At 60.8% G+C, this 20,837-nt stretch carries 20 protein-coding genes; 13 read left to right on the top strand and 7 right to left on the bottom strand.

The window, feature by feature from the left end:
* Nucleotides 1–57 precede the first annotated feature (57 nt).
* A complete protein-coding gene (locus C4J88_RS25860; protein ID WP_124368740.1) occupies nt 58–810 on the bottom strand; it encodes a DUF2059 domain-containing protein in 753 nt (250 codons plus the stop codon).
* 131 nt (nt 811–941) lie between these two features.
* On the opposite strand from C4J88_RS25860, the gene C4J88_RS25855 reads away from it, so the two are divergent.
* On the top strand, nt 942–1,574 hold the full coding sequence (locus C4J88_RS25855) for a 2OG-Fe(II) oxygenase (RefSeq protein WP_124408684.1): 633 nt from the start codon (nt 942–944) through the stop codon (nt 1,572–1,574).
* Nucleotides 1,575–1,696: 122 nt separating this feature from the next.
* Here C4J88_RS25855 and C4J88_RS25850 read toward each other — a convergent pair whose 3' ends face one another.
* Entirely contained in the window at nt 1,697–2,176 is a 480-nt protein-coding gene (locus tag C4J88_RS25850; RefSeq protein ID WP_124368739.1) for a transporter substrate-binding domain-containing protein, read from the bottom strand.
* Between the two features lie 133 nt (nt 2,177–2,309).
* On the opposite strand from C4J88_RS25850, the gene C4J88_RS25845 reads away from it, so the two are divergent.
* The gene (locus C4J88_RS25845) at nt 2,310–2,750 is read left to right on the top strand and encodes a DUF4399 domain-containing protein (protein ID WP_124364859.1); all 441 of its coding nucleotides are present in this window, start codon (nt 2,310–2,312) and stop codon (nt 2,748–2,750) included.
* 67 nt (nt 2,751–2,817) lie between these two features.
* Here the strand turns inward: C4J88_RS25845 and serA are convergent, their stop codons facing one another.
* Nucleotides 2,818–4,047 (bottom strand): phosphoglycerate dehydrogenase, encoded by a 1,230-nt coding sequence (gene serA, locus C4J88_RS25840; RefSeq protein WP_034116292.1) that lies wholly within the window; start codon nt 4,045–4,047, stop codon nt 2,818–2,820.
* Between the two features lie 205 nt (nt 4,048–4,252).
* On the opposite strand from serA, the gene C4J88_RS25830 reads away from it, so the two are divergent.
* The 4 genes from C4J88_RS25830 (at nt 4,253) to C4J88_RS25815 (ending at nt 8,469) form a co-directional block, all read left to right on the top strand.
* Nucleotides 4,253–5,647: an FAD-binding oxidoreductase gene (locus C4J88_RS25830; protein WP_124372207.1), complete on the top strand. Its 1,395-nt coding sequence runs from the start codon at nt 4,253–4,255 to the stop codon at nt 5,645–5,647.
* Nucleotides 5,648–5,670: 23 nt separating this feature from the next.
* A complete protein-coding gene (locus C4J88_RS25825; protein WP_124408454.1) occupies nt 5,671–6,336 on the top strand; it encodes a fumarylacetoacetate hydrolase family protein in 666 nt (221 codons plus the stop codon).
* A gap of 178 nt (nt 6,337–6,514) precedes the next feature.
* Nucleotides 6,515–7,441, top strand: coding sequence for an SdiA-regulated domain-containing protein (locus C4J88_RS25820; protein WP_124408453.1), 927 nt, complete (start codon nt 6,515–6,517; stop codon nt 7,439–7,441).
* 119 nt (nt 7,442–7,560) lie between these two features.
* Nucleotides 7,561–8,469 carry an SdiA-regulated domain-containing protein gene (locus tag C4J88_RS25815; protein WP_124364855.1) on the top strand — a complete coding sequence of 303 codons (909 nt, stop codon included), beginning with the start codon at nt 7,561–7,563 and terminating at the stop codon, nt 8,467–8,469.
* Here the strand turns inward: C4J88_RS25815 and C4J88_RS25810 are convergent, their stop codons facing one another.
* Both C4J88_RS25810 and rpiA read right to left on the bottom strand, forming a co-directional pair.
* Entirely contained in the window at nt 8,470–10,416 is a 1,947-nt protein-coding gene (locus tag C4J88_RS25810) for an autotransporter domain-containing protein (protein ID WP_124408452.1), read from the bottom strand.
* A gap of 333 nt (nt 10,417–10,749) precedes the next feature.
* Nucleotides 10,750–11,424, bottom strand: a complete 675-nt coding sequence (rpiA, locus tag C4J88_RS25805) for a ribose-5-phosphate isomerase RpiA (protein ID WP_124408451.1) — start codon at nt 11,422–11,424, stop codon at nt 10,750–10,752.
* 138 nt (nt 11,425–11,562) lie between these two features.
* Here rpiA and ilvA point away from each other — a divergent pair, with 138 nt between their 5' ends.
* Genes ilvA through C4J88_RS25785 form a run of 4 tightly spaced genes read left to right on the top strand, consistent with a single transcriptional unit; the run spans nt 11,563 to nt 15,271 of the window.
* The gene (ilvA, locus tag C4J88_RS25800; protein WP_124364852.1) at nt 11,563–13,077 is read left to right on the top strand and encodes a threonine ammonia-lyase, biosynthetic; all 1,515 of its coding nucleotides are present in this window, start codon (nt 11,563–11,565) and stop codon (nt 13,075–13,077) included.
* A gap of 40 nt (nt 13,078–13,117) precedes the next feature.
* The gene (locus C4J88_RS25795; RefSeq protein ID WP_124408450.1) at nt 13,118–13,531 is read left to right on the top strand and encodes a DUF2269 family protein; all 414 of its coding nucleotides are present in this window, start codon (nt 13,118–13,120) and stop codon (nt 13,529–13,531) included.
* Nucleotides 13,532–13,541: 10 nt separating this feature from the next.
* Nucleotides 13,542–14,807 carry an SDR family oxidoreductase gene (locus C4J88_RS25790; protein ID WP_124408449.1) on the top strand — a complete coding sequence of 422 codons (1,266 nt, stop codon included), beginning with the start codon at nt 13,542–13,544 and terminating at the stop codon, nt 14,805–14,807.
* On the top strand, nt 14,804–15,271 hold the full coding sequence (locus C4J88_RS25785) for a DUF2269 domain-containing protein (RefSeq protein ID WP_124364849.1): 468 nt from the start codon (nt 14,804–14,806) through the stop codon (nt 15,269–15,271). Before C4J88_RS25790 ends, C4J88_RS25785 begins: the two co-directional genes overlap by 4 nt.
* Before the next feature lie 95 nt (nt 15,272–15,366).
* Here the strand turns inward: C4J88_RS25785 and C4J88_RS25780 are convergent, their stop codons facing one another.
* Nucleotides 15,367–16,023, bottom strand: a complete 657-nt coding sequence (locus tag C4J88_RS25780) for an HAD family phosphatase (RefSeq protein WP_124408448.1) — start codon at nt 16,021–16,023, stop codon at nt 15,367–15,369.
* A 143-nt stretch (nt 16,024–16,166) separates the two neighbouring features.
* Between C4J88_RS25780 and C4J88_RS25775 the strand changes: the two genes are divergently transcribed.
* Complete coding sequence (locus C4J88_RS25775) at nt 16,167–16,646, top strand: RNA pyrophosphohydrolase (protein ID WP_003176750.1); 480 nt, start codon at nt 16,167–16,169, stop codon at nt 16,644–16,646.
* A 22-nt stretch (nt 16,647–16,668) separates the two neighbouring features.
* A complete protein-coding gene (gene ptsP / locus C4J88_RS25770; protein ID WP_124364847.1) occupies nt 16,669–18,948 on the top strand; it encodes a phosphoenolpyruvate--protein phosphotransferase in 2,280 nt (759 codons plus the stop codon).
* Nucleotides 18,949–19,038: 90 nt separating this feature from the next.
* On the opposite strand, the gene C4J88_RS25765 is transcribed toward ptsP, so the two are convergent.
* Nucleotides 19,039–19,785 (bottom strand): NRDE family protein, encoded by a 747-nt coding sequence (locus C4J88_RS25765; RefSeq protein WP_124408447.1) that lies wholly within the window; start codon nt 19,783–19,785, stop codon nt 19,039–19,041.
* Nucleotides 19,786–20,003: 218 nt separating this feature from the next.
* On the opposite strand from C4J88_RS25765, the gene lgt reads away from it, so the two are divergent.
* On the top strand, nt 20,004–20,816 hold the full coding sequence (gene lgt / locus C4J88_RS25760) for a prolipoprotein diacylglyceryl transferase (protein WP_122542012.1): 813 nt from the start codon (nt 20,004–20,006) through the stop codon (nt 20,814–20,816).
* The last annotated feature ends 21 nt before the right edge of the window (nt 20,817–20,837 follow it).

Raw genomic sequence — 20,837 nt, 5'->3', positions numbered from 1 at the left:
ACACATAAGTTGACTGACACACCGCAATCGGGAGCAAGCCCCCTCCCACATTTTTTTCTACTGCGTAAGACTGGAGGTGCTTTGGCCGACCGCAAGGCCTGCGCGGATGGCCGCCAGCGCCGCCTGGTAATACGCCTTGCCTTCCGGCGATTCGGCAAACGTAGCGAATTCTTCCAGCTCCGGGTCAGACAAATCCCGATAGACATACAACAGCGTGTTATTCAGATCCTTGTCGATCTGCTGCATCAGCCGCTCACGCTGCCCATTCAACATGCCCTGAGCCTGACCACCGCCCAACAGGCCGGGGATCATCTGGCTCAAGCTGTCCGCCGCCACGCCGGCAATCGCCAGGCTGACTTCGGCGCCCGCTTCACGCGCGGGCAAGGCCTGGGCCAGGTGGCCGATGATCAGGCTGCGGGTAGCGTCGGCTTGGATTTTCGGCAGGCCCTGGGCGTTTTTCGCCAATTGGTCGCGACGTGTGGCGAGCAGTTCGGCGGCGACAATCTTGCGGCCCAGGGGCGACTGGAAAAAACTCAGGGCCGGTTTCGGGTCCGCCAGGTGCTTGCGCAACTGGGCCTCGGCGCGCTGGTCCATGGCCTGGGCCGCGAAGCGTTTGTTGCTGTTGTCCACCAGCGCTTGGTACACCGCCGGCGGCAGGCTGTTGCGGTAGCGCTGTTGGGCGGCACTGAGGGCATCATTGAAATGCGCACGTTGTTCGGCCCAGCCGGCAACCTTGTACAACTGGTCATGGCCGTCTGCCCAGGCGGGCAAAACGCAGAACATCAGCAAGGAAAGAAACAAACGACGCATAAGGACTCCTGTCAGTCGGCCACTATTGTCCGTGTCGGGCGTAGGATTTGTCGAGAAGTCCTATCAGTCACCTGACTAAAGTGTATTCGAGCGCTCGACGGCGCTGTCGGATTTACAGGCGTATGGATACTATGCGCGCCATGCAAATGCCCCTTGATCATCCCCTGCTGCAACGCATTGTCGACGACCTGGCCGAACAAGGCTGGTCGCAGCAGAATGCCTTCCTGCCCCAGGCTCTGACCCTGGAGCTGGCGGCTGAGTGCCGTAAACGTGCGGCTGAAGGTGAGCTGGCGCCAGCGGCGGTGGGGCGCGGGCCCGCCCAGGAAATTCGCGAGGGGATTCGCGGCGACCACATCCAGTGGCTGGAAGAGGGCGATGCCGCCGTCTGCGATACCTACATGGCGATAATGGACGGCCTGCGCCTGGCCATGAACCGTGGCCTGTTCCTTGGCCTGGAAGACTTCGAAAGCCACTTCGCGATGTACCCACCCGGGGCGTTCTACCTCAAGCATGTGGATCGTTTTCGCGACGATGACCGGCGCATGGTCTCGGCCGTGATCTATTTGAACGACGCCTGGCTGCCCGAACACGGCGGGCAGTTGCGCATGTACCTCAAGGGTGGCATCGAACACGACGTGGCGCCTACCGGCGGCAGCCTGGTGGTGTTCCTCTCCGGCGAAGTGCCCCACGAGGTCCTGCCTGCCACGCGTGAACGCCTGTCCCTGACCGGCTGGTTCCGTCGGCGCGGTAACGAGCCGTTTTAAGCCGGCGTCAAGTCTTGCCTGGAACAAAATGTGGGAGGGGGCTTGCTCCCGATAGCGGTGGGTCAGTCAGTTGATCTCTGGCTGACACTCCGCCATCGGGAGCAAGCCCCCTCCCACATGGGTTATCGCGTATTCCCGTCGAGCCACTTCTCTTCCAGCGCCTTTAACCGACCATCATCCTTCACCCGCTTCAACGCATTGTCCAGGCTGCTCTTGAACGCCGGATTGCCCTTCTGGAACGGGATCACCAGCTCCGGCGTCTGGTGATACGCCGCGCTGAAATCGAACTGATCCTCAAGCTCGGCAGTCATAGCGATATGGTTAAGCGCCACGTCATATTTGCCGGTCGCCACGCCAGGCAGCAGGTCGGCATCATCGGTGGTGATAAACGAGGAACGCACGTCCATCTCCTTTGCCAGCAGTTCACCCAGCTCGACCTCAAAGCCGGTGAGCTTCTCGCCCTCCTTGAAATTGTAAGGCGGGGTGTTGGCTTCAAGGGCGATGCGCAGCTCACCGCGATCGTTGACATCATCGATCAGCTCGGCGTGAGCCGGGGCGCTCAGAAGGGGAAGCAGCAGTAACAGGCCAGGCGAAAAGCGCATGGTCACTCCTAAAGAATTCGTACGGGCGAGACGCCGTTCAGCATCGCTTTGCTATGGTGTCGAGTGCCTTGGACAGCAATTTGTCGCGAAGTTGTCATAACCCTACAGATTTCACGAAAAACTGGAGAAGCGAATGAAAGCCCTTTTGTCCCGTGCAACCCTGGCCTCTTTGATGCTGGGTGCTTCGATGTTGGCCACTGCCGCCGACGGCATCCCGCGCAGCGCGCCGCCTGAAGGCGCGAAAGTATTCATCGTCTCGCCCAAAGACGGCGCCACCGTCGATAAGACTTTCACCGTGAAGTTCGGCATGGAAGGCCTGAAACTGGCGCCGGCTACCGACCAGACCGCAGGCACCGGCCACCACCACTTGCTGATCGACCAGAAAGAATTGCCTGATGCGAAACTGCCGATTCCGGCCACCGACACCGTGATCCATTACGGCAAGGCTCAGACCGAAACCGAATTGACCCTGACACCCGGCAAGCACACCTTGCAACTGGTGGCCGGCGACAAACTGCACATGCAGTTCAACCCGACGGTCGCCTCGAAAGTCATCACGGTTAACGTCAAGTAAGCGTTATTCAGGCAAAAAAATGGGAGACCCCTGCGGGTCTCCCATTTTTTATGCCGCATTTAAAGCGTCAGAACAACACACGGCTGCGAATAGTGCCGTTGATGTGCTGCAGCTTCTCTTGCGCCAGGTCCGAGTACTCGGCGTCAACGTCGATCACCACGTAGCCGACCTTCTCGTTGGTCTGCAGGAACTGACCGGAGATGTTGATGCCGTTTTCCGCAAAGACCTTGTTGATCTCCATCATCACACCCGGAATGTTCTGGTGGATGTGCAGCAGGCGGTGCTTGCCAGGGTGAGCCGGCAGGGCCACTTCCGGGAAGTTCACGGACGATACCGAGGTACCGTTGTCGCTGTACTTGACCAGTTTTTCCGAGACTTCCAGGCCGATGTTGGCTTGGGCTTCAGCGGTGGAGCCGCCGATGTGCGGGGTCAGGATCACGTTGTCCAGGCCGCGCAACGGGCTTTCGAAAATGTCGTCGTTGGAGCGTGGCTCTACCGGGAACACGTCGATAGCGGCGCCGATCAGGTGCTTGTCCTTGATCGCCTCGGCCAGGGCGTCCAGCTCGACCACTGTGCCGCGCGCGGCGTTGATCAGGATCCCGCCTTTCTTGATGGCGCGGATTTCCTTCTCGCCGATCATCCATTGGGTCTCGGCAGTTTCCGGAACGTGCAGGGTGACGATGTCGGACATGCCCAGCAGCTCGGTCAGGCTCGACACCTGGGTGGCGTTGCCCAATGGCAGTTTGGTCAGGGTGTCATAGAAGAACACCTGCATCCCCAAGCCTTCTGCCAATACCGACAGTTGAGTGCCGATCGAACCGTAACCGACGATACCCAGCTTTTTGCCGCGGATTTCGAAGGAGTTGGCTGCGCTCTTGATCCAGCCGCCACGGTGGCAGGACGCATTCTTCTCGGGGATACCGCGCAGCAGCAGGATGGCCTCGGCCAGCACCAGCTCCGCCACGGAACGGGTGTTGGAGTACGGTGCGTTGAACACCGCGATGCCGCGTTCGCGCGCTGCGTTGAGGTCGACCTGGTTGGTGCCGATGCAGAAGCAGCCGACCGCCACGAGTTTCTTGGCGTGGTCGAAGATTTCTTCGGTCAACTGAGTGCGGGAGCGAATGCCGATAAAGTGCGCGTCGGCGATCTTTTCCTTGAGCTGGGCTTCCGGCAGAGAACTGGTGATGTACTCAATGCTGGTGTACCCGGCGGCTTTCAGAACGTCGACAGCCGATGGGTGGACGCCTTCCAGAAGAAGGAACTTGATCTTGCTCTTATCGAGAGAAGTCTTGCTCATCTGCGTAAACCTGTATCCCGGAGAAAAATGGCAGGGAATCGGATCGCTTAAGCTGACCCGGACGGCAGGAAAGCCGTCACCGCAGAAACGCCCTTGGGCTCTGTCCTGCGGGGGCGGTATGCTAGCATACGCGCCCCGCTAAACACCTATTCCTGCGACGTGAAGCGTTCTCAGGATGACCATGAATTGTTCGAGAGTTCTGTCGATGACCCATCCTGCCCTGATTGATGAGCTGAAGACCCTGGTTGAGCCCGGCAAAGTGCTGACCGACGCCGACTCCCTGGAGGCTTACGGCAAGGATTGGACCAAGCATTTCGCGCCCGCGCCGTGCGCCATCGTCTTTCCCAAGACCACCGAGCAGGTGCAGGCCATCGTCCGTTGGGCCAATACCCACAAGGTGGCGCTGGTGCCATCCGGTGGGCGCACTGGCCTGTCGGCGGCTGCGGTGGCGGCCAATGGCGAAGTGGTGGTGTCATTCGACTATATGAACCAGATTCTCGACGTGAACCTTACCGACCGCACTGCGGTGTGCCAGCCGGGCGTGGTCACCAAGCAATTGCAGAACGTCGCCGAAGAAAATGGCTTGTACTACCCGGTGGATTTCGCATCGTCCGGCTCCAGTCAGATTGGCGGCAATATTGGCACCAATGCCGGCGGGATCAAGGTGATTCGCTACGGCATGACCCGTAACTGGGTGGCAGGGATGAAAGTCGTCACCGGCAAAGGCGATGTGCTGGAACTGAACCGTGACTTGATCAAGAACGCCACCGGCTACGACATGCGCCAGCTGTTCATCGGCGCCGAAGGGACCCTGGGTTTTGTGGTGGAAGCCACCATGCGCCTGGACCGTGCGCCGAAAAACCTGACCGCCATGGTGCTCGGCACCACCGACTTCGACTCGATCATGCCGGTGCTGCACGCCTTCCAGAGCAAGCTGGACCTGACCGCTTTCGAATTTTTCTCCGACAAGGCCCTGGCCAAAGTCCTCGGGCGTGGCGACGTGCCAGCGCCGTTCGAAACCGATTGCCCGTTCTACGCGCTGCTGGAATTCGAAGCCACCACCGAGGAAGTCGCCAATCACGCCCTGGAAACCTTCGAGCATTGCGTCGAGCAAGGCTGGGTGCTGGACGGCGTGATGAGCCAGAGCGAGACCCAGCTGCATAATCTGTGGAAGCTGCGCGAATACATTTCCGAGACGATTTCCCACTGGACGCCGTACAAAAACGATATTTCGGTCACCGTTTCCAAAGTGCCGGCCTTCTTGAAAGAAATTGACGCTATCGTCGGCGAGCACTACCCGGATTTCGAAATCGTCTGGTTCGGCCATATTGGCGACGGTAACTTGCACCTGAACATCCTCAAGCCAGAAACCCTGAGCAAGGACGAATTCTTCGCCAAGTGCGCCACCGTGAACAAATGGGTGTTCGAGACCGTCGCCAAATACAACGGCTCGATCTCCGCCGAACACGGCGTGGGCATGACCAAGCGCGATTACCTGACTTACAGCCGCTCACCGGTTGAAATCGAATACATGAAGGCCGTGAAAGCGGTGTTCGACCCGAACGGGATCATGAACCCAGGCAAGATCTTCGCTGTTTAGGACGCTTTTTAAGGAGTCGCTCCATGAGCTACCAGCACAAGTATATCGACGGCACCAACATCCACTTTCCGGTAGGCAAAGTGGTGTGTATCGGACGTAACTACGCCGAACATGCCAAGGAACTGGACAACCCGGTGCCGACCGAGCCGTTGCTGTTCATCAAGCCGGGCAGTTGCGTGGTGCCGCTGGAAGGCGGTTTCACTATTCCTACCGAGCGCGGTTCGGTGCATTACGAAGCGGAAATCGCCGTGTTGATCGGCAAGCCGTTGTCGAACGCGCCAAGCCGCGAAGAAGTGCTGGACGCCATCTCCGGCTTCGCCCCGGCCCTGGACCTGACCCTGCGCGACAAACAGGCCGAGCTCAAAGCCAAGGGCCTGCCGTGGGAAATCGCCAAGTCGTTCGACGGCGCGGCGGTGATTGCGCCTTTTGTGGTCGGCAGCACGTTCGCGGACGTGACCGATATCGGCATTCGCCTGACCATCAACGGCGAAGTCCGCCAGAACGGCAACAGCGCGCAGATGCTCAACCCGATCGTGCCGATGATCCAGCACATGGCCGGCTGCTTCTCCCTGCAGGCGGGTGATGTAATCCTGACTGGCACCCCGGCTGGCGTAGGGCCGCTGAATGTCGGCGACAAGCTGGTGCTGGAGCTGTCGGGCGTCAACCGCTTCGAGAGCGTCGTGCGCTGAAAAAATGTGAGGGGGCTTGCCCCCGATAGCGGTGTGTCAGTCAGTACATTTGGCACTGACACACCGTAATCGGGAGCAAGCCCCCTCCCACATGGGTTTTGCATTTTTTTCACACGCCATCCGCATAATCCAGCTTCTTGCTCTATTCCCTACAGCTGACTTCCGGAAAAAGCCCTCAATGGCCGTGCCTCTGCCCACCTCCAAACCTACGCTTCGCTCTCGCTTGACCATGCGCTGGTATTCCTGGGTGTTTCTGGCCGGCGCGATCCTGTATGGCATCGCCTGGGCCATGCACTGGGATGATCGCGGTGTGTTGTGGGTGCTGGAAGGTTTTGAAAGCCCGGCCGAACGCCGGGAAAGCGTGTGGCTGCCGGACTATCACGCGGTCATCGACGCCAAGTTGCTGCCCGGTATGGAGAAGGACGAGGCCTCGGACCTGTCCTACAACCCAAGCACCAAAACCCTGTTCTCCGTGATGGGTAAGAACCCGTTCCTGGTGGAGCTGAGCCTGCAAGGCGACGTACTGCGCAAGATGCCCCTCAACGGCTGGAACAATCCGGAAGGCCTGACGGTGATGGAGAATGGCTTGATGGCCGTGGTCGATGAGCGCGAGCACAGCCTGACCATCGTCAAGGTTGACGCCGGCACCACGGCGTTGAACAAGGCCGATTTCCCCAGTTATGACCTGGGCCCGTCCAAGGACCAGAACAAAGCCTTTGAAGCAATCACCTGGGACCCGCGCAACCAGCAGTTGGTGCTGGGCGAAGAGCGCCCACCGGCACTGTTTACCTGGAAGAGCGACGGCAGCCAGAGCCTGACAGGCGACAAGCAGAAACGGGCGAGTACTGAGCTGGATGTGCGCAACCTGTCCGCCCTGGCCGTCGACCCGCGTACCGGGCACTTGCTGGTGCTGTCCGCCGACTCCCACCTGCTGCTGGAGCTGGATGAAACCGGCGAGCAAGTCAGCTTCATGACCCTGCTGGGCGGTTTCAACGGCCTCAAGGACACCATCCCGCGTGCCGAAGGCGTAACCATGGACGAGAGCGGTACGCTGTATATCGTCAGCGAGCCAAACCTGTTCTATCGGTTTGAAAAACAGAAATAACCTACGTCTTACGTCGGACACGTCCTAAAAAGCGGCATTCACCAGACAGCCCGTTGCGTTTAAGTTTAAATTCAGGCGACCTTGATATCTATTCGCCAGTTTTCTCTGAGCCCGCCACGATGCGTCGATTTGCCCGCCCCAAACCTGCTCTTTTAATCCTGCTGTTGATTGCGCTGGTCGCTGCCGCGATCGTTGCGCAGCAATTCCGTCTGTTCGAGCGTGCCTGGTTCAACTGGCAGGTGTGGCACCAGCCAGCGGATGAACGCGGCATCGGCCTGGCCGATTACCGCGTCTCCCTGGAAGGCCAGGTGATCGAAGGGCTCGACGACGATGTGTCGGCCCTCACCTACGACCCGGTGCGCAAAAGCCTGTTTACCGTCACCAATAAAAACGCCGAGTTGGTCGAGCTGTCCCTGCAAGGCAAGATCCTGCGGCGTATTCCCCTGGTCGGGTTTGGCGATGCCGAGGCAGTGGAGTTCATCAGCGACAATATTTACGTGATCAGTGACGAGCGCCAGCAGCGCCTGATCAAAGTGCATGTGGACGATGACACGCAATTTCTCGATGCCGCCGATGCGGAGCAGATGACCCTTGGCGTGCACATTGGCAGCAACAAGGGTTTCGAAGGCCTGGCCTATGACTCGGTGGGCAAGCGCCTGTTTGTCGCCAAGGAACGCGACCCGATGGTGATCTATGAGGTCCACGGCTTTCCCCATTTCAAAGCGGAAAAAACCTACTCGGTGCATGTGATCAACAATCCCAAGCGTGATGCCGGGTTGTTTGTGCGCGACCTGTCGAGCCTGCAATACGACGAGCGCAGCGGCCATTTACTGGCGCTTTCCGATGAGTCGTTCCTGGTGCTGGAACTGGATATCGATGGTCGCCCGTTAAGCAGTCTGTCACTGCTCAACGGGCGCCATGGCCTGAAAAAGCGCGTGCCGCAGGCCGAAGGGATCGCCATGGATGACGAGGGCACGCTGTACCTCGTCAGTGAGCCAAACCTGTTCTATGTGTTCAAGAAGCCCTGATCAGAACATCCACTGCACACCCAGCGAGTAGCCGGTCTGGCTGCCCTCGGCATGGCCGAGTCGACTGTTCACTTCGGCGTACACCCCCAATTGCGGGGTGATCGCCAATTGGCTGCCGATCTGCGCACGGCCAAAACGTTTATCGACTGACCCCAGTTTCGCGGTGCGGGCCTGGCCATCGGCGCGGGCGGTCAGTTGCAGGTCGTCGAGACGCCCATCGGCCAATTCCTTGACCCACGCGATGTTGCCGTAAGGCATCAGGCTCAAGCCGTAAGGCAGAGCGACAGCACCGCGCACGCGCCAGCCCAGGCTGGCTTCCAGGGAATCGAACGACTGCTCTTCGTAGTCCAGCGCGGTGCGCAGGTTCTGCTTCTCGTGGAACTGATCGATGCGGTAGTGGCTGTAATCGAGCCCGGCAAAGGGTCCGCTCTGGAGGGCACCGAAATCGAAGTCATAGCCGCCCAGCACCCGTGCGCCGAGGGACAGCGCGTCGGTCTTGCCGGTCAGGTGCTGGTTGAGCAGCACCGGCCCGCCGCTGGCCTGGATCAGCAGGTTGCGTTTGGAATCGAAGCGCGTATGGCCGGCGCTCAGGTCACCGGCCAGCCAGCTCGGCCCGCCGTCGTTAAGCAGGGCGTAGACGGCGGCCTGCCAGGTGTCGCTATCGAGTTTGCCGCGGTGCTCCAGCGTGTCGCGGCCGTTGCGGTAGCTCAGGCTGGCGCCGATGTTCAAGGCTGAGCTCAGCTGGTAGTCGCCCAGCGCATGCACGCCCAACTGCCGGGCCTCTGGGTTGGGCGCGCGGTCGAAACCGCTGTCCGGGTTGTATTGGCCGTCCACACCGATCTCGCCATCGAAGCTGCCCACTTCGCGACTGGCCGACTGCAAGGTCAGCCAGCGGCGCTCGTGCAAGCGCACGGCGGCCTGATGTTGACGCTGCAGGTTGTCCTGCATATTGCGTGCGACGGCGCCGCCCGAGGCGGTCGAGGCCATCAAGTCGGCATTGGTCAGTTCCAGCACCAGGCGGCTGAGCAGGCGCGAATAATCGCGCAGGCGCTGATCGATGCGCGCCTGGCCGAAGGCATCGGTGAGCACGGCTTTATTGTCTTCGTTCGGGTCGTGCCAGGTCGAGCCGCCGGGGATTTTCGGATTGTCGGTCTGGGTGTAGCCATCCAGGTCGCCCAGCTCCCAATTGGTCGCCTCGACATACAGGATCGGGATATTCAGCGGTTCGAACGGTTCGCCATCGCTGCAGCAGCCGGTGCCCTTGGGGTATTGCGGGTCCAGGCCGGGGTTGGTGAGCAGGGGGATATTCAGTTCCCTGGCGATCTGGAAGGTGTGTTCGCGCAACGCCGCCAGGCTGGGGTTGGCCGCGCTGTTCTGGCCGGCGTGGGCATACATCATGTCGCCGGTGATCAGGCTGTCGAGGTTGATCATCGCGAGCATGTTGGCGCGTTGGCTTGCGCTCAGGGACTCAACGAAGGCCTTGGACCCTCGCAAGCCTTCTTCTTCCGCGCCGAAGCCCACCACCTGCAAGCCATTTTCCAGTTGCAGCCCGCCCAGGTTCTTCGCCACCTCGGTGAGCACGCTGGCGCCGGAGCCGTTGTCGTCCAGGCCTTGCAGGGTAGGGCGACCGAAGTAGGTATCGAAGTGCGCGCCGATCACCACGTACTGCGGTTTAGTGCCGGCGGCGTAGGCCACCACGTTTTGCGAGGCGCGGCTGCCGTTGTTCCAGGTGAAGTCCTGGCGACTGATGCTGTAGCCCGTGCCCATCTGGCTCTGCATCCAATCGGCCGCCCCGGCGAAATTGGCCGTGCCGCGATAACGCCCGGGGTAGTCGTTGATCAGTTTTTCCAGGGTGGTGGTGGCGTGCTGGCCATAATCATAGGCCTGAAGGTGCGTCGACAGCAGGGTGCCGGCGACGCTGAGAGCGAAGGCTAGGGGCTTTATCACAGGGTCTTCCTTGAGGTGATGAGAGGTTCAAGCGCAGACGCTTTGCACAATGCGCGCCTCATTCCATGGGCGGCGGCGAATTGGCGCATTGTTAAACGCGTGGGTCGCTTGTTTGTAATTTGTAACGGATTGGATACCAGACGGGGCGTGACAGAGCGCACGGTTTTGGAGAGGAGTGCTGCGAAAAGTAGCGTTTGTGTTACAGAAATCCAGACCGGATCGCTATCAAATGTGGGAGGGGGCTTGCTCCCGATAGCGGTGTATCAGTACCAGATATTCTGACTGACACACTGCCATCGGGAGCAAGCCCCCTCCCACATTTGAACTGCGGTGTTATTTAGCTTTGAGGGTTTTCACGCCTTCCGGGGTACCCAACAGCAGCACATCCGCCGGGCGCGCAGCGAACAGGCCATTGGTGACCACGCCAACGATGGCGTTGATCTGCGTCTCCAGTTCCACCGGATTAGTGATCTGCATGTTGAACACATCGAGGATGATGTTGCCGTTATCGGTCAACACGCCTTCGCGGTACACCGGGTCGCCGCCCAGTTTCACCAGCTCGCGGGCTACGTGGCTGCGGGCCATCGGGATGACTTCCACCGGCAGCGGGAATGCACCGAGCACCGGCACCAGCTTGCTGGCGTCGGCAATGCAGATGAAGGTCTTGGCCACGGCCGCGACGATCTTCTCGCGGGTCAGGGCTGCGCCGCCGCCTTTGATCAGGTTCAGGTGCTCGTCGCTTTCGTCCGCGCCGTCGATGTAGAACTCCAGGTCGCTCACGGTGTTGAGTTCGTACACCGGAATGCCATGGCCTTTGAGGCGCGCGGCGGTCGCTTCGGAGCTGGCCACTGCGCCATCGAACGCACCTTTATGCTGGGCCAGCGCATCGATAAAGCAGTTGGCGGTGGAGCCGGTGCCGACACCGACGATGCTCTTGTCGTCGAGTTTGGGAAGGATTAAATCGACAGCGGCCTGGGCCACTGCCTGTTTGAGTTGATCCTGGGTCATGCGGGCTCCGGAACGGGCGGGGGAGTGATCGAGGGCGGCGAGTATACCCCAACAAACCTTGGGATTCGTGTGGTCTCCCGGCCAAAAGCCGGGTTAGACTCCCTGGCCCTGCCCAACCCCTGAAGTAGATGCCTGCCGATGCTTGAACACTACGTCAAAAAGATCCTCACCTCGCGCGTTTACGACGTTGCCGTAGAAACACCCCTGCAGACTGCCCGCCAGCTTTCCGAGCGGCTGGGCAACCAGATTTGGCTCAAGCGCGAAGACTTGCAGCCGGTGTTCTCGTTCAAGATTCGCGGCGCCTACAACAAGCTGTGCCAGCTCAGCGCAGAGGAGCGCGCACGCGGCGTGGTCACCGCCTCGGCGGGCAACCATGCCCAGGGCCTGGCCCTGGCGGCCAAGGTGCTGGGGGTCAAGGCCACGATCGTGATGCCCAAGACCACCCCGGAAATCAAGGTCGAAGGCGTGCGCTCGCGTGGCGGCAAGGTGGTGCTGCACGGTGATTCTTTCCCGGAAGCCCTGGCCTATTCGCTGAAGCTGGTCGATGAAAAAGGCTACGTCTACATTCACCCCTATGATGATCCGCACACCATTGCCGGGCAGGGCACCGTGGCGATGGAGATCCTGCGCCAGCACCCAGGGCCATTGGACGCGATCTTCGTGCCGGTGGGCGGCGGCGGGCTGATCGCCGGGATTGCGGCGTATGTGAAATACCTGCGCCCGGACATCAAGATCATCGGCGTCGAGCCGGACGACTCCAACTGCCTGCAAGCGGCGATGGCGGCGGGTGAGCGCGTTGTGCTGCCGACCGTCGGCCTCTTCGCCGATGGCGTGGCGGTGGCGCAGATTGGCCAGCACACCTTCGACATCTGCAAAGACTATGTGGATGAAGTGATCACCGTCAGCACCGATGAAATCTGTGCGGCAATCAAGGATATCTACGACGACACGCGCTCGATCACCGAGCCGGCAGGCGCATTGGGCGTGGCCGGGATCAAGAAGTATGTCGAGACCCGTGGCGTCAGCGGCCAAACTTTCGTCGCCATCGACTCCGGCGCCAACGTCAACTTCGACCGCCTGCGCCATGTGGCCGAACGGGCCGAGCTGGGTGAAGGCCGCGAAGCCATCATCGCCGTGACCATTCCCGAGAAGCCGGGCAGCTTCAAGGCATTCTGCGAGGCGGTGGGCAAGCGCCAGATCACCGAATTCAACTACCGCTATCACACCGGCAGCGAGGCGCACATCTTCGTCGGCGTGCAGACCCACCCGGAAAACGACCCGCGCAGCGCATTGATCGCCAGCCTTACCGACCAGGGTTTCCCGGTGCTGGACCTCACCGAAAACGAATTGGCCAAATTGCACATCCGCCATATGGTCGGCGGGCATGCGGCCAAGGTCAGTGACGAGCTGGTGTTTCGTTTTGAATTTCCGGAGCGGCCGGGGGCGTTGTTCAACTTTCTTAACAAACTGGGCGGGCGCTGGAATATCTCGATGTTCCACTACCGCAACCACGGCGCGGCTGACGGCCGGGTGGTCGCCGGCCTGCAAGTACCGGCGGACGAGCGCCACCTGGTCCCGGCCGCCCTGGCCGAGATCGGCTACCCGTATTGGGATGAAAGCGAAAACCCGGCCTACCAGTTGTTCCTCGGTTGAGCGACTACGCTGACTGAGCGGCCTTCAAGGAATCGAGACTATGGAAACGCTGACCACCCTCAAGGTTATTCACATCGCCGCCACCGTGTTGCTGCTGCTCAGCGGCCTGGGCCTGGCAGGGCTGGCCTGGCGCAAGCGCAGCGCCGGCCCGGCGATGATCGTGCAACGCCCGTGGGCGTTCGTCTGGCTGCTGATGGGCATTTGTTTGGTGAGCATGCCGCTCACCGGCTGGTGGATGGTGCACTTGGTCGGCTGGCCGCTGGGGCAAACCTGGATCCTGGGTTCCAGCATTCTGTATACCGTGGCGGCACTGGCCTGGTTCTGGCTGGTGGCACGGCTCAATCGGCTGCGTAAAGGCGAGGGCGGTAGCCTGAATTTTACCTTGGTGCTGGCGGTGGTCAGCCTGGTGGGGTTTGTGGCGATTGCCGGGCTCATGGGGGCCAAGCCGGTTTGAAAGGAGCTTCATGAACATTCTTCTGGTAGGCGCCACCGGGTTTGTCGGGCGCCACCTGTTGCTGGCTCTGCAGCAGGCGGGGCATCAAGTGGTCGCTACTTGTCGCGAGCCTCGAAGCCAGAATTGGCCGGGCGTGGAGTGGCGCCCGCTGGATCTGAACCTGCTGGCCGTCGACCCCGAAGGTTTCGACTTTCCCGAATCCGTTGATTTACTGATCAATGCAGCCGGTCTGCTGAGCGTGGATGCGGCCGAGCTGAGCCGGGTGCAGGACCGGGGCACTTGCGCGTTGTTCGATCTGGCGGCGCAGCGCGGCGTGCGAGTGCTGCAGGTTTCCGCCCTGGGCGCTTCAGCGCAGTCCGATGTGCCGTTTCTCGCCAGCAAAGGCGCGGCTGACGACTATCTGCTTGGCCTCGGGATTGAAGCGGTGATATTGCGACCCTCATTGGTGGTGGGTGAGGGCGGCGCCAGCAGTGCCTGGCTCGCCGCGCTTTCGCCGTGGCCGCTGATCCCGTTGCTGGACCTCAAGGCCCATCTGCAACCGGTGCATATCGCTGACGTCGTCGGGGCCGTACTGGCATTGCTGCGTCGGTGGCCAGTTGAAGCGATGGTGTTGCCATTGGTAGGGCCTGAACCGATGCGGCTGAGCCAGGTCATTGATCACTTGCGCGCCGTACAAGGCTGGGCGCCGGGCCGATACGTCCAGGCGCCGCTGCTAGGGTTGAGCGGTCGGGTGGGCGACTGCCTGGGTTGGCGTGCGCTGAACAGACAAAGCATTACTCTGGCACAACAGGACAACGTGGCCGACCCCGAGGTGCTGGCTTCGGTCTGCGGTTATTCGGCGGCACCGCTGTCGTCGCGTTTGCAGGGCTGGCCGACAGCGGCCGTGAGCAGCCAGCTTACGGTCCGTCCCTTGATGCTGGCGGTGCTGGTGCTGATCTGGCTGGGCACCGCAGCGGTGTGCCTGGGGCCGGGGTACGAGTGGGGCTTGCGCATCATGGCGCAGGCAGGCGTGCACGGTGTTTGGGCGATGCTGGCGGTGATCGGCGGGTCGCTGTGCGATGGTCTGTTGGGCATCGGGCTGCTGATCAGGCGCTGGCGGCGCCACACCCTGCTATTGCAACTGTTGTTGATGGCCGGATACACCGTAGTCATCAGCTTCGTTTTGCCCCACTACTGGTTCGACCCCTACGCCGCCGTCGCCAAGAACCTGGTGCTGATGGTGGCTACGTTATGGCTTTTTTGGACTGAACCTACTGTGAATGAGTGTCGCCGATGAGTGCTTACCTGCTGCTCAAAACCCTGCATATCCTTTCGTCCACCATCCTGTTCGGGCTGGGCGCGGGCTCGGCCTACTACGCGTTGCGCGCCTGGCGCAGCGGCAAAGTGGAAGTGATCGCCGTAACATTCAAGCACCTGGTCTTTGCCGACTGGGCGTTTACCGCGACCACGGCAGTGTTCCAGCCATTGAGTGGGATCGGCTTGATGCATCTGGCGGGTTGGTCGTTGCAGCAGAGTTGGTTGCAGTGGACGTTCGGTTTGTATGTGTTGGCGGGGATCTGCTGGCTGCCAGTGGTGTGGTTGCAGATTCGTGTGCACCAGATGGCGGAACAGGCGTTGCGCGAAGGTACGACGATGCCACTCAAGGCCGCAACCTATATGCGCTGGTGGTTTGGCCTGGGTTGGCCTGCATTCCTGGCGTTCATGGCGATTTTCTACCTGATGGTGGCCAAGCCTATGTAAGGCTTGGGCCCGTGTCGCCTGCATCGGGAGCAAGCCCCCTCCCACATTTGAAATGCATTCCAAGTGTGGGAGGGGGCTTGCCCCCGATAGCTGTATCAGCTGCGCAGGGTGATCACCGGCCAGCCACGCTTCTCAGCCTCGGCCCGCAAATTCGGATCAGGATCCACCGCCACCGGATGAGTCACCTGCTCCAGCAGCGGCAAATCATTCATCGAGTCGCTATAGAAGTAGCTGTCTTCCAGGCTATACCCGGTCTCTTCCAGCCAACGGTTCAAGCGCGTCACCTTGCCTTCACGAAAGCACGGCACATCGGTGCTGCGCCCGGTGTAGCGGCCATTTTCCATCTCGCACTCGGTGGCGATCAGGGTTTCAACCCCCAGCCGTGCGGCAATCGGCGCAGTGACGAAACGGTTGGTGGCGGTGATGATCACCAGCATGTCGCCAGCGGCGCGGTGCCTGGCCAGCAGTTCCATGGCCTTGGGCAGCATGATCGGCTCGATGCAGTCGCGCATGTAGTCGTTGTGCCATTCGTCCAACTGAGCCATCTCGGTGCGGCCGAGGATTTCCAGGCAGAAGTTCAGGTAAGCGGCGTTGTCCAGCTTGCCGGCCAGGTAGTCCTGATAGAACGCGTCGTTACGCGCCTTGTAAGCTACCGGGTCGAGAATCCTGCGTTCACACAGGTAATCACCCCAGGCGTGATCGCTGTCACCGCCCAGGAGCGTGTTGTCCAAGTCGAATAAAGCTAGGCGCATTGCGGTTACTCGCTGAAAAGTCTGTAAAAAGGCGTCCAGAATACGGTCTTTTCACAAGAGTGCACATAAGGTAAGAAGCCTCGTTGCCGCTGGATGAACCTTTGTGGAACAATGCGGCGACATGCGTTTGCGAGGTTGTTGCCGTGATCGACCCCGATGGTTTCCGTCCTAATGTCGGGATTATTCTTACGAATGATGCCGGACAGGTGCTATGGGCTCGCCGAATCAACCAAGATGCCTGGCAGTTTCCTCAAGGTGGGATCAACCCCGACGAAACCCCTGAAGACGCCTTGTACCGTGAGTTGAACGAAGAAGTCGGCCTTGAGCGCGAAGATGTGCAGATTCTGGCCTGCACCCGGGGCTGGTTGCGCTATCGTTTGCCGCAACGCCTGGTGCGTACCCACAGCCAACCGCTGTGTATCGGCCAGAAGCAGAAATGGTTTCTCCTGCGCCTGATCTCCAATGAGCAGCGGGTGCGGATGGATTTGACCGGTAAACCGGAGTTCGATGGCTGGCGCTGGGTCAGTTATTGGTATCCGCTGGGCCAGGTGGTGACATTCAAGCGCGAGGTTTATCGTCGCGCTCTCAAAGAGCTTGCCCCGCGCCTTTTAGCGCGCGACTGACGACGGAGTTCGACCCCGAGCCATGCTCAATACGCTGCGCAAGATCGTCCAGGAAGTTAACTCCGCCAAGGATCTCAAGGCGGCGTTGGGGATTATTGTGTTGCGCGTCAAGGAAGCCATGGGCAGCCAGGTCTGCTCGGTTTACCTGCTGGACCCCGAGACCAACCGTTTTGTGCTGATGGCCACCGAGGGCTTGAACAAGCGCTCCATCGGCAAAGTCAGCATGGCGCCCAATGAAGGTCTGGTGGGCCTGGTGGGGACGCGTGAAGAACCCCTGAACCTTGAAAACGCGGCCGATCACCCGCGTTATCGCTATTTTGCCGAAACCGGCGAAGAGCGCTACGCCTCATTCCTCGGCGCGCCGATCATTCACCACCGCCGCGTCGTGGGCGTGCTGGTCATCCAACAGAAAGAACGCCGCCAGTTCGACGAAGGTGAAGAAGCCTTCCTGGTGACCATGAGCGCGCAGCTGGCCGGGGTTATCGCCCACGCCGAAGCTACGGGCTCGATTCGCGGCCTGGGTCGCCAGGGCAAGGGCATCCAGGAGGCCAAGTTCGTCGGCGTGCCGGGTTCGCCGGGCGCCGCCGTCGGTACGGCGGTGGTCATGCTGCCACCGGCCGACCTCGATGTGGTACCGGACAAGACCGTTCACGACATCGACGCTGAAATCAAACTGTTCAAGACCGCCCTGGAAGGCGTGCGCGCCGACATGCGCAACCTGTCGACCAAGCTGGCCACCCAGTTGCGCCCGGAAGAGCGTGCGCTGTTCGACGTGTACCAGATGATGCTCGACGACGCGTCCCTGGGTAATGAAGTCAAGACCGTGATCAAGACCGGCCAGTGGGCCCAGGGCGCGCTGCGCCAGGTGGTCACCGATCACGTCAACCGTTTCGAATTGATGGACGACGCCTACCTGCGCGAGCGTGCCTCGGATGTGCGCGACCTCGGTCGCCGTCTGCTGGCCTACCTGCAGGAAGACCGCACCACCAATCTGGTCTACCCCGACAACACCATTCTGATCAGCGAAGAGCTGACCGCCACCATGCTCGGCGAAGTGCCTGAGGGCAAATTGGTCGGCCTGGTCTCGGTATTGGGCTCGGGTAACTCCCACGTTGCGATCCTGGCTCGCGCCATGGGCATTCCGACGGTGATGGGCCTGGTGGACCTGCCGTATTCCAAGGTGGATGGCATCGACATGATCGTCGATGGCCATCGCGGCGAAGTCTTTACCAACCCCAGCGAACTGCTGCGCAAGCAATACGCCGAAGTGGTCGAGGAAGAGAAACAACTGGCGCTGGGCCTCGACTCGTTGCGCGAGTTGCCGTGCGTGACCCTCGACGGCCATCGCGTGCCGCTGCTGGTGAACACCGGCCTGCTGGCCGATGTGGCCCGGGCGCAACAGCGCGGCGCTGAAGGGGTGGGGCTGTACCGCACCGAAGTGCCGTTCATGATCAACCAGCGTTTTCCGAGTGAGAAGGAGCAGCTGGCGATTTATCGCGAGCAACTGCAGGCCTTCCACCCGTTGCCGGTGACCATGCGCAGCCTGGATATCGGCGGCGACAAGTCACTGTCGTATTTCCCGATCAAGGAAGACAACCCCTTCCTCGGCTGGCGCGGGATTCGCGTCACTCTCGACCACCCTGAGATTTTCCTGGTGCAGACCCGCGCCATGCTCAAGGCCAGCGAAGGCCTGAATAACCTGCGCATCCTGCTGCCGATGATCTCCGGCACCCACGAGCTGGAAGAAGCCCTGCACCTGATCCACCGTGCGTGGGGCGAAGTGCGCGACGAAGGCGCCGACGTGCCGATGCCGCCGATTGGCGTGATGATCGAAATCCCGGCGGCGGTGTACCAGGCCAAGGAGCTGGCACGGCAGGTGGACTTCCTGTCGGTAGGCTCCAACGACCTGACCCAATACCTGCTCGCCGTGGACCGCAACAACCCGCGGGTAGCCGACCTGTACGACTACCTGCACCCGGCCGTGCTGCAAGCGCTGCAGCATGTGGTGCGCGACGCCCATGCCGAAGGCAAACCGGTGAGTATCTGCGGTGAAATGGCGGGCGACCCGGCAGCGGCGGTGCTGTTGATGGCGATGGGCTTTGACAGCCTGTCGATGAACGCCACCAACTTGCCCAAAGTGAAGTGGATGCTGCGCCAGGTTGAATTGAGCATGGCCAAGGATTTGCTCGCCGAGTTGATGACCATCGACAACCCGCAAGTTATCCACAGCTCGCTGCAATTGGCGCTGAAGAACCTGGGGCTGACGCGGATGATCAACCCGGCTTCTGCAAAAACCCTGTAGGAGCGAGCTTGCTCGCGAAGAACGTCAACGATAACGCGGGGAGCCTGAATTCCCGCGGCGTTCTCAGGTTTTTCGCGAGCAAGCTCGCTCCTACAGGTTGATGTCTACCTCGCCCAGTCTGCCACCCTGCGGCCCGAAACTGCGCTCCACCATCCGCCGCGTGCCGTCGGCATTCACGATCAACGCCGTGCTCGCCCGCGTCCCGTAGCTGGGGCTGGCGATAAACACACTCGACAACAGACTCTCCGTCGCCAGGCCCACACCGGTATCCGGCAGTTCAGCAAACGGTGCGGTCTGCGGGTCACTCAAGATCCTCAGCAACGCGTCCGGCTGCGGATCGTCGAGGATTTCAGCGAGTGCCGCCTTGGCCTTGAGCAGCTTCGGCCAGGGCGTATCCAAACCGGCATTGGATAAACCGTACACGCCCGCCTTCAACCGCGTCGGCTCGGTCTCGTTGGCGTTGTAGTGCCAAAGCTCATCCCGCGTGCCCACTAATAGATTAAACCCGGCGTATTCAATCGAACGTCCGTTAACATCCGCCAAATACTCGTCAATCGGCAGCGAACCACTGAGAAAGCGCGCCACCAGCTCACCCCGGGACTTGCGTGACGGCGGCTGGTGCGGGTCGCGGATATTGGTGAGCGCGGCAAAACGCCCGTCGGCGTTCACCCCCAGCCAAGTGCCGCCCGCTTCCTGATCGCGGCCGGCGTAGACCTGTGGTGCATCCGGCCATTGAGCCAGCGGCAGGCTGGGCCGGGCGTAGAATTCATCACGGTTGGCCGCGACGATCAGCGGCTGGGCATGGCCCGGCCGCCAGGCAAAAACAATCAGGCACATCGGGCGATCCCTTGTGTGTTTTTTCTTCACTCTACTCACAGAACCGCAGGCGTTCCATCGTAACGAAGTTGGGCCGCGCACCTTCCATCCGTTAACATGCCGGGCTGTTTGGTGTGTATGTGAACTTCTTAATTTGATCTCGCAGCTGTAACGCAGGCTTAATCGCGCATCGGCATGGTCCGGTGCGTCATGACTATATGTTTTAACGAGGAGTCGCAATGCTGCCTTACCCGCAGATCGACCCGGTGGCCCTGGCCATCGGTCCGCTGAAAATCCATTGGTATGGGTTGATGTACCTGATCGGCATCGGCGGTGCCTGGCTGCTGGCGTCCCGGCGCCTGAACCGTTTCGACCCGACCTGGACCAAGGAGAAACTCTCCGACATGGTGTTCTGGTTGTCGATGGGGGTCATTGTCGGTGGGCGACTCGGGTATGTGTTGTTCTACGATCTGTCGGCCTACATCGCCAATCCGACGCTGATCTTTGAGGTGTGGAAGGGCGGCATGGCGTTCCACGGCGGGTTTATCGGCGTGATGATCGCCGCCTGGTGGTTTGGCCGGCGCAACGGCAAGTCGTTTTTCCAGCTGATGGACTTCGTCGCGCCGCTGGTGCCGATTGGCCTGGGCGCTGGGCGTATCGGTAACTTCATCAACGCCGAGCTGTGGGGCAAGCCGACCGATGTGCCGTGGGCCATGGTGTTCCCGCCGTTCAGCGACCCGGCGCAACTGCCGCGCCATCCGTCGCAGCTGTACCAGTTCGCCCTGGAAGGTGTGGCATTGTTCCTCATCCTGTACATCTTCTCGCGCAAGCCACGCCCAACCATGGCCGTGTCGGGGATGTTCGCGCTGTTCTACGGGATCTTCCGCTTCATCGTCGAGTTCGTGCGCGTACCGGATGCGCAGTTGGGCTACCTGGCGTGGGGCTGGTTGACCATGGGGCAGGTGCTCAGCATTCCGATGATCCTGGTCGGCCTCGGCCTGCTGTGGTGGGCTTACAACCGCCCACAAGGCATCAAGAGCACCGCGCTTTAAATTCGAACGCCGAGGCGTGTG

It is taken from the genome of Pseudomonas sp. R4-39-08 (assembly GCF_003852275.1).
Lineage (GTDB): Bacteria > Pseudomonadota > Gammaproteobacteria > Pseudomonadales > Pseudomonadaceae > Aquipseudomonas.
This window is presented reverse-complemented; position numbering and strand designations above follow the sequence as displayed.

Bases quoted from the DNA above. Each gene is read 5' to 3' on its own strand.
- C4J88_RS25860 (WP_124368740.1), bottom strand. From the start codon at position 810: ATGCGTCGTTTGTTTCTTTCCTTGCTGATGTTCTGCGTTTTGCCCGCC.
- C4J88_RS25855 (WP_124408684.1), top strand. From the start codon at position 942: ATGCGCGCCATGCAAATGCCCCTTGATCATCCCCTGCTGCAACGCATT.
- C4J88_RS25850 (WP_124368739.1), bottom strand. From the start codon at position 2,176: ATGCGCTTTTCGCCTGGCCTGTTACTGCTGCTTCCCCTTCTGAGCGCC.
- C4J88_RS25845 (WP_124364859.1), top strand. From the start codon at position 2,310: ATGAAAGCCCTTTTGTCCCGTGCAACCCTGGCCTCTTTGATGCTGGGT.
- serA (WP_034116292.1), bottom strand. From the start codon at position 4,047: ATGAGCAAGACTTCTCTCGATAAGAGCAAGATCAAGTTCCTTCTTCTG.
- C4J88_RS25830 (WP_124372207.1), top strand. From the start codon at position 4,253: ATGACCCATCCTGCCCTGATTGATGAGCTGAAGACCCTGGTTGAGCCC.
- C4J88_RS25825 (WP_124408454.1), top strand. From the start codon at position 5,671: ATGAGCTACCAGCACAAGTATATCGACGGCACCAACATCCACTTTCCG.
- C4J88_RS25820 (WP_124408453.1), top strand. From the start codon at position 6,515: ATGGCCGTGCCTCTGCCCACCTCCAAACCTACGCTTCGCTCTCGCTTG.
- C4J88_RS25815 (WP_124364855.1), top strand. From the start codon at position 7,561: ATGCGTCGATTTGCCCGCCCCAAACCTGCTCTTTTAATCCTGCTGTTG.
- rpiA (WP_124408451.1), bottom strand. From the start codon at position 11,424: ATGACCCAGGATCAACTCAAACAGGCAGTGGCCCAGGCCGCTGTCGAT.
- ilvA (WP_124364852.1), top strand. From the start codon at position 11,563: ATGCTTGAACACTACGTCAAAAAGATCCTCACCTCGCGCGTTTACGAC.
- C4J88_RS25795 (WP_124408450.1), top strand. From the start codon at position 13,118: ATGGAAACGCTGACCACCCTCAAGGTTATTCACATCGCCGCCACCGTG.
- C4J88_RS25790 (WP_124408449.1), top strand. From the start codon at position 13,542: ATGAACATTCTTCTGGTAGGCGCCACCGGGTTTGTCGGGCGCCACCTG.
- C4J88_RS25785 (WP_124364849.1), top strand. From the start codon at position 14,804: ATGAGTGCTTACCTGCTGCTCAAAACCCTGCATATCCTTTCGTCCACC.
- C4J88_RS25780 (WP_124408448.1), bottom strand. From the start codon at position 16,023: ATGCGCCTAGCTTTATTCGACTTGGACAACACGCTCCTGGGCGGTGAC.
- ptsP (WP_124364847.1), top strand. From the start codon at position 16,669: ATGCTCAATACGCTGCGCAAGATCGTCCAGGAAGTTAACTCCGCCAAG.
- C4J88_RS25765 (WP_124408447.1), bottom strand. From the start codon at position 19,785: ATGTGCCTGATTGTTTTTGCCTGGCGGCCGGGCCATGCCCAGCCGCTG.
- lgt (WP_122542012.1), top strand. From the start codon at position 20,004: ATGCTGCCTTACCCGCAGATCGACCCGGTGGCCCTGGCCATCGGTCCG.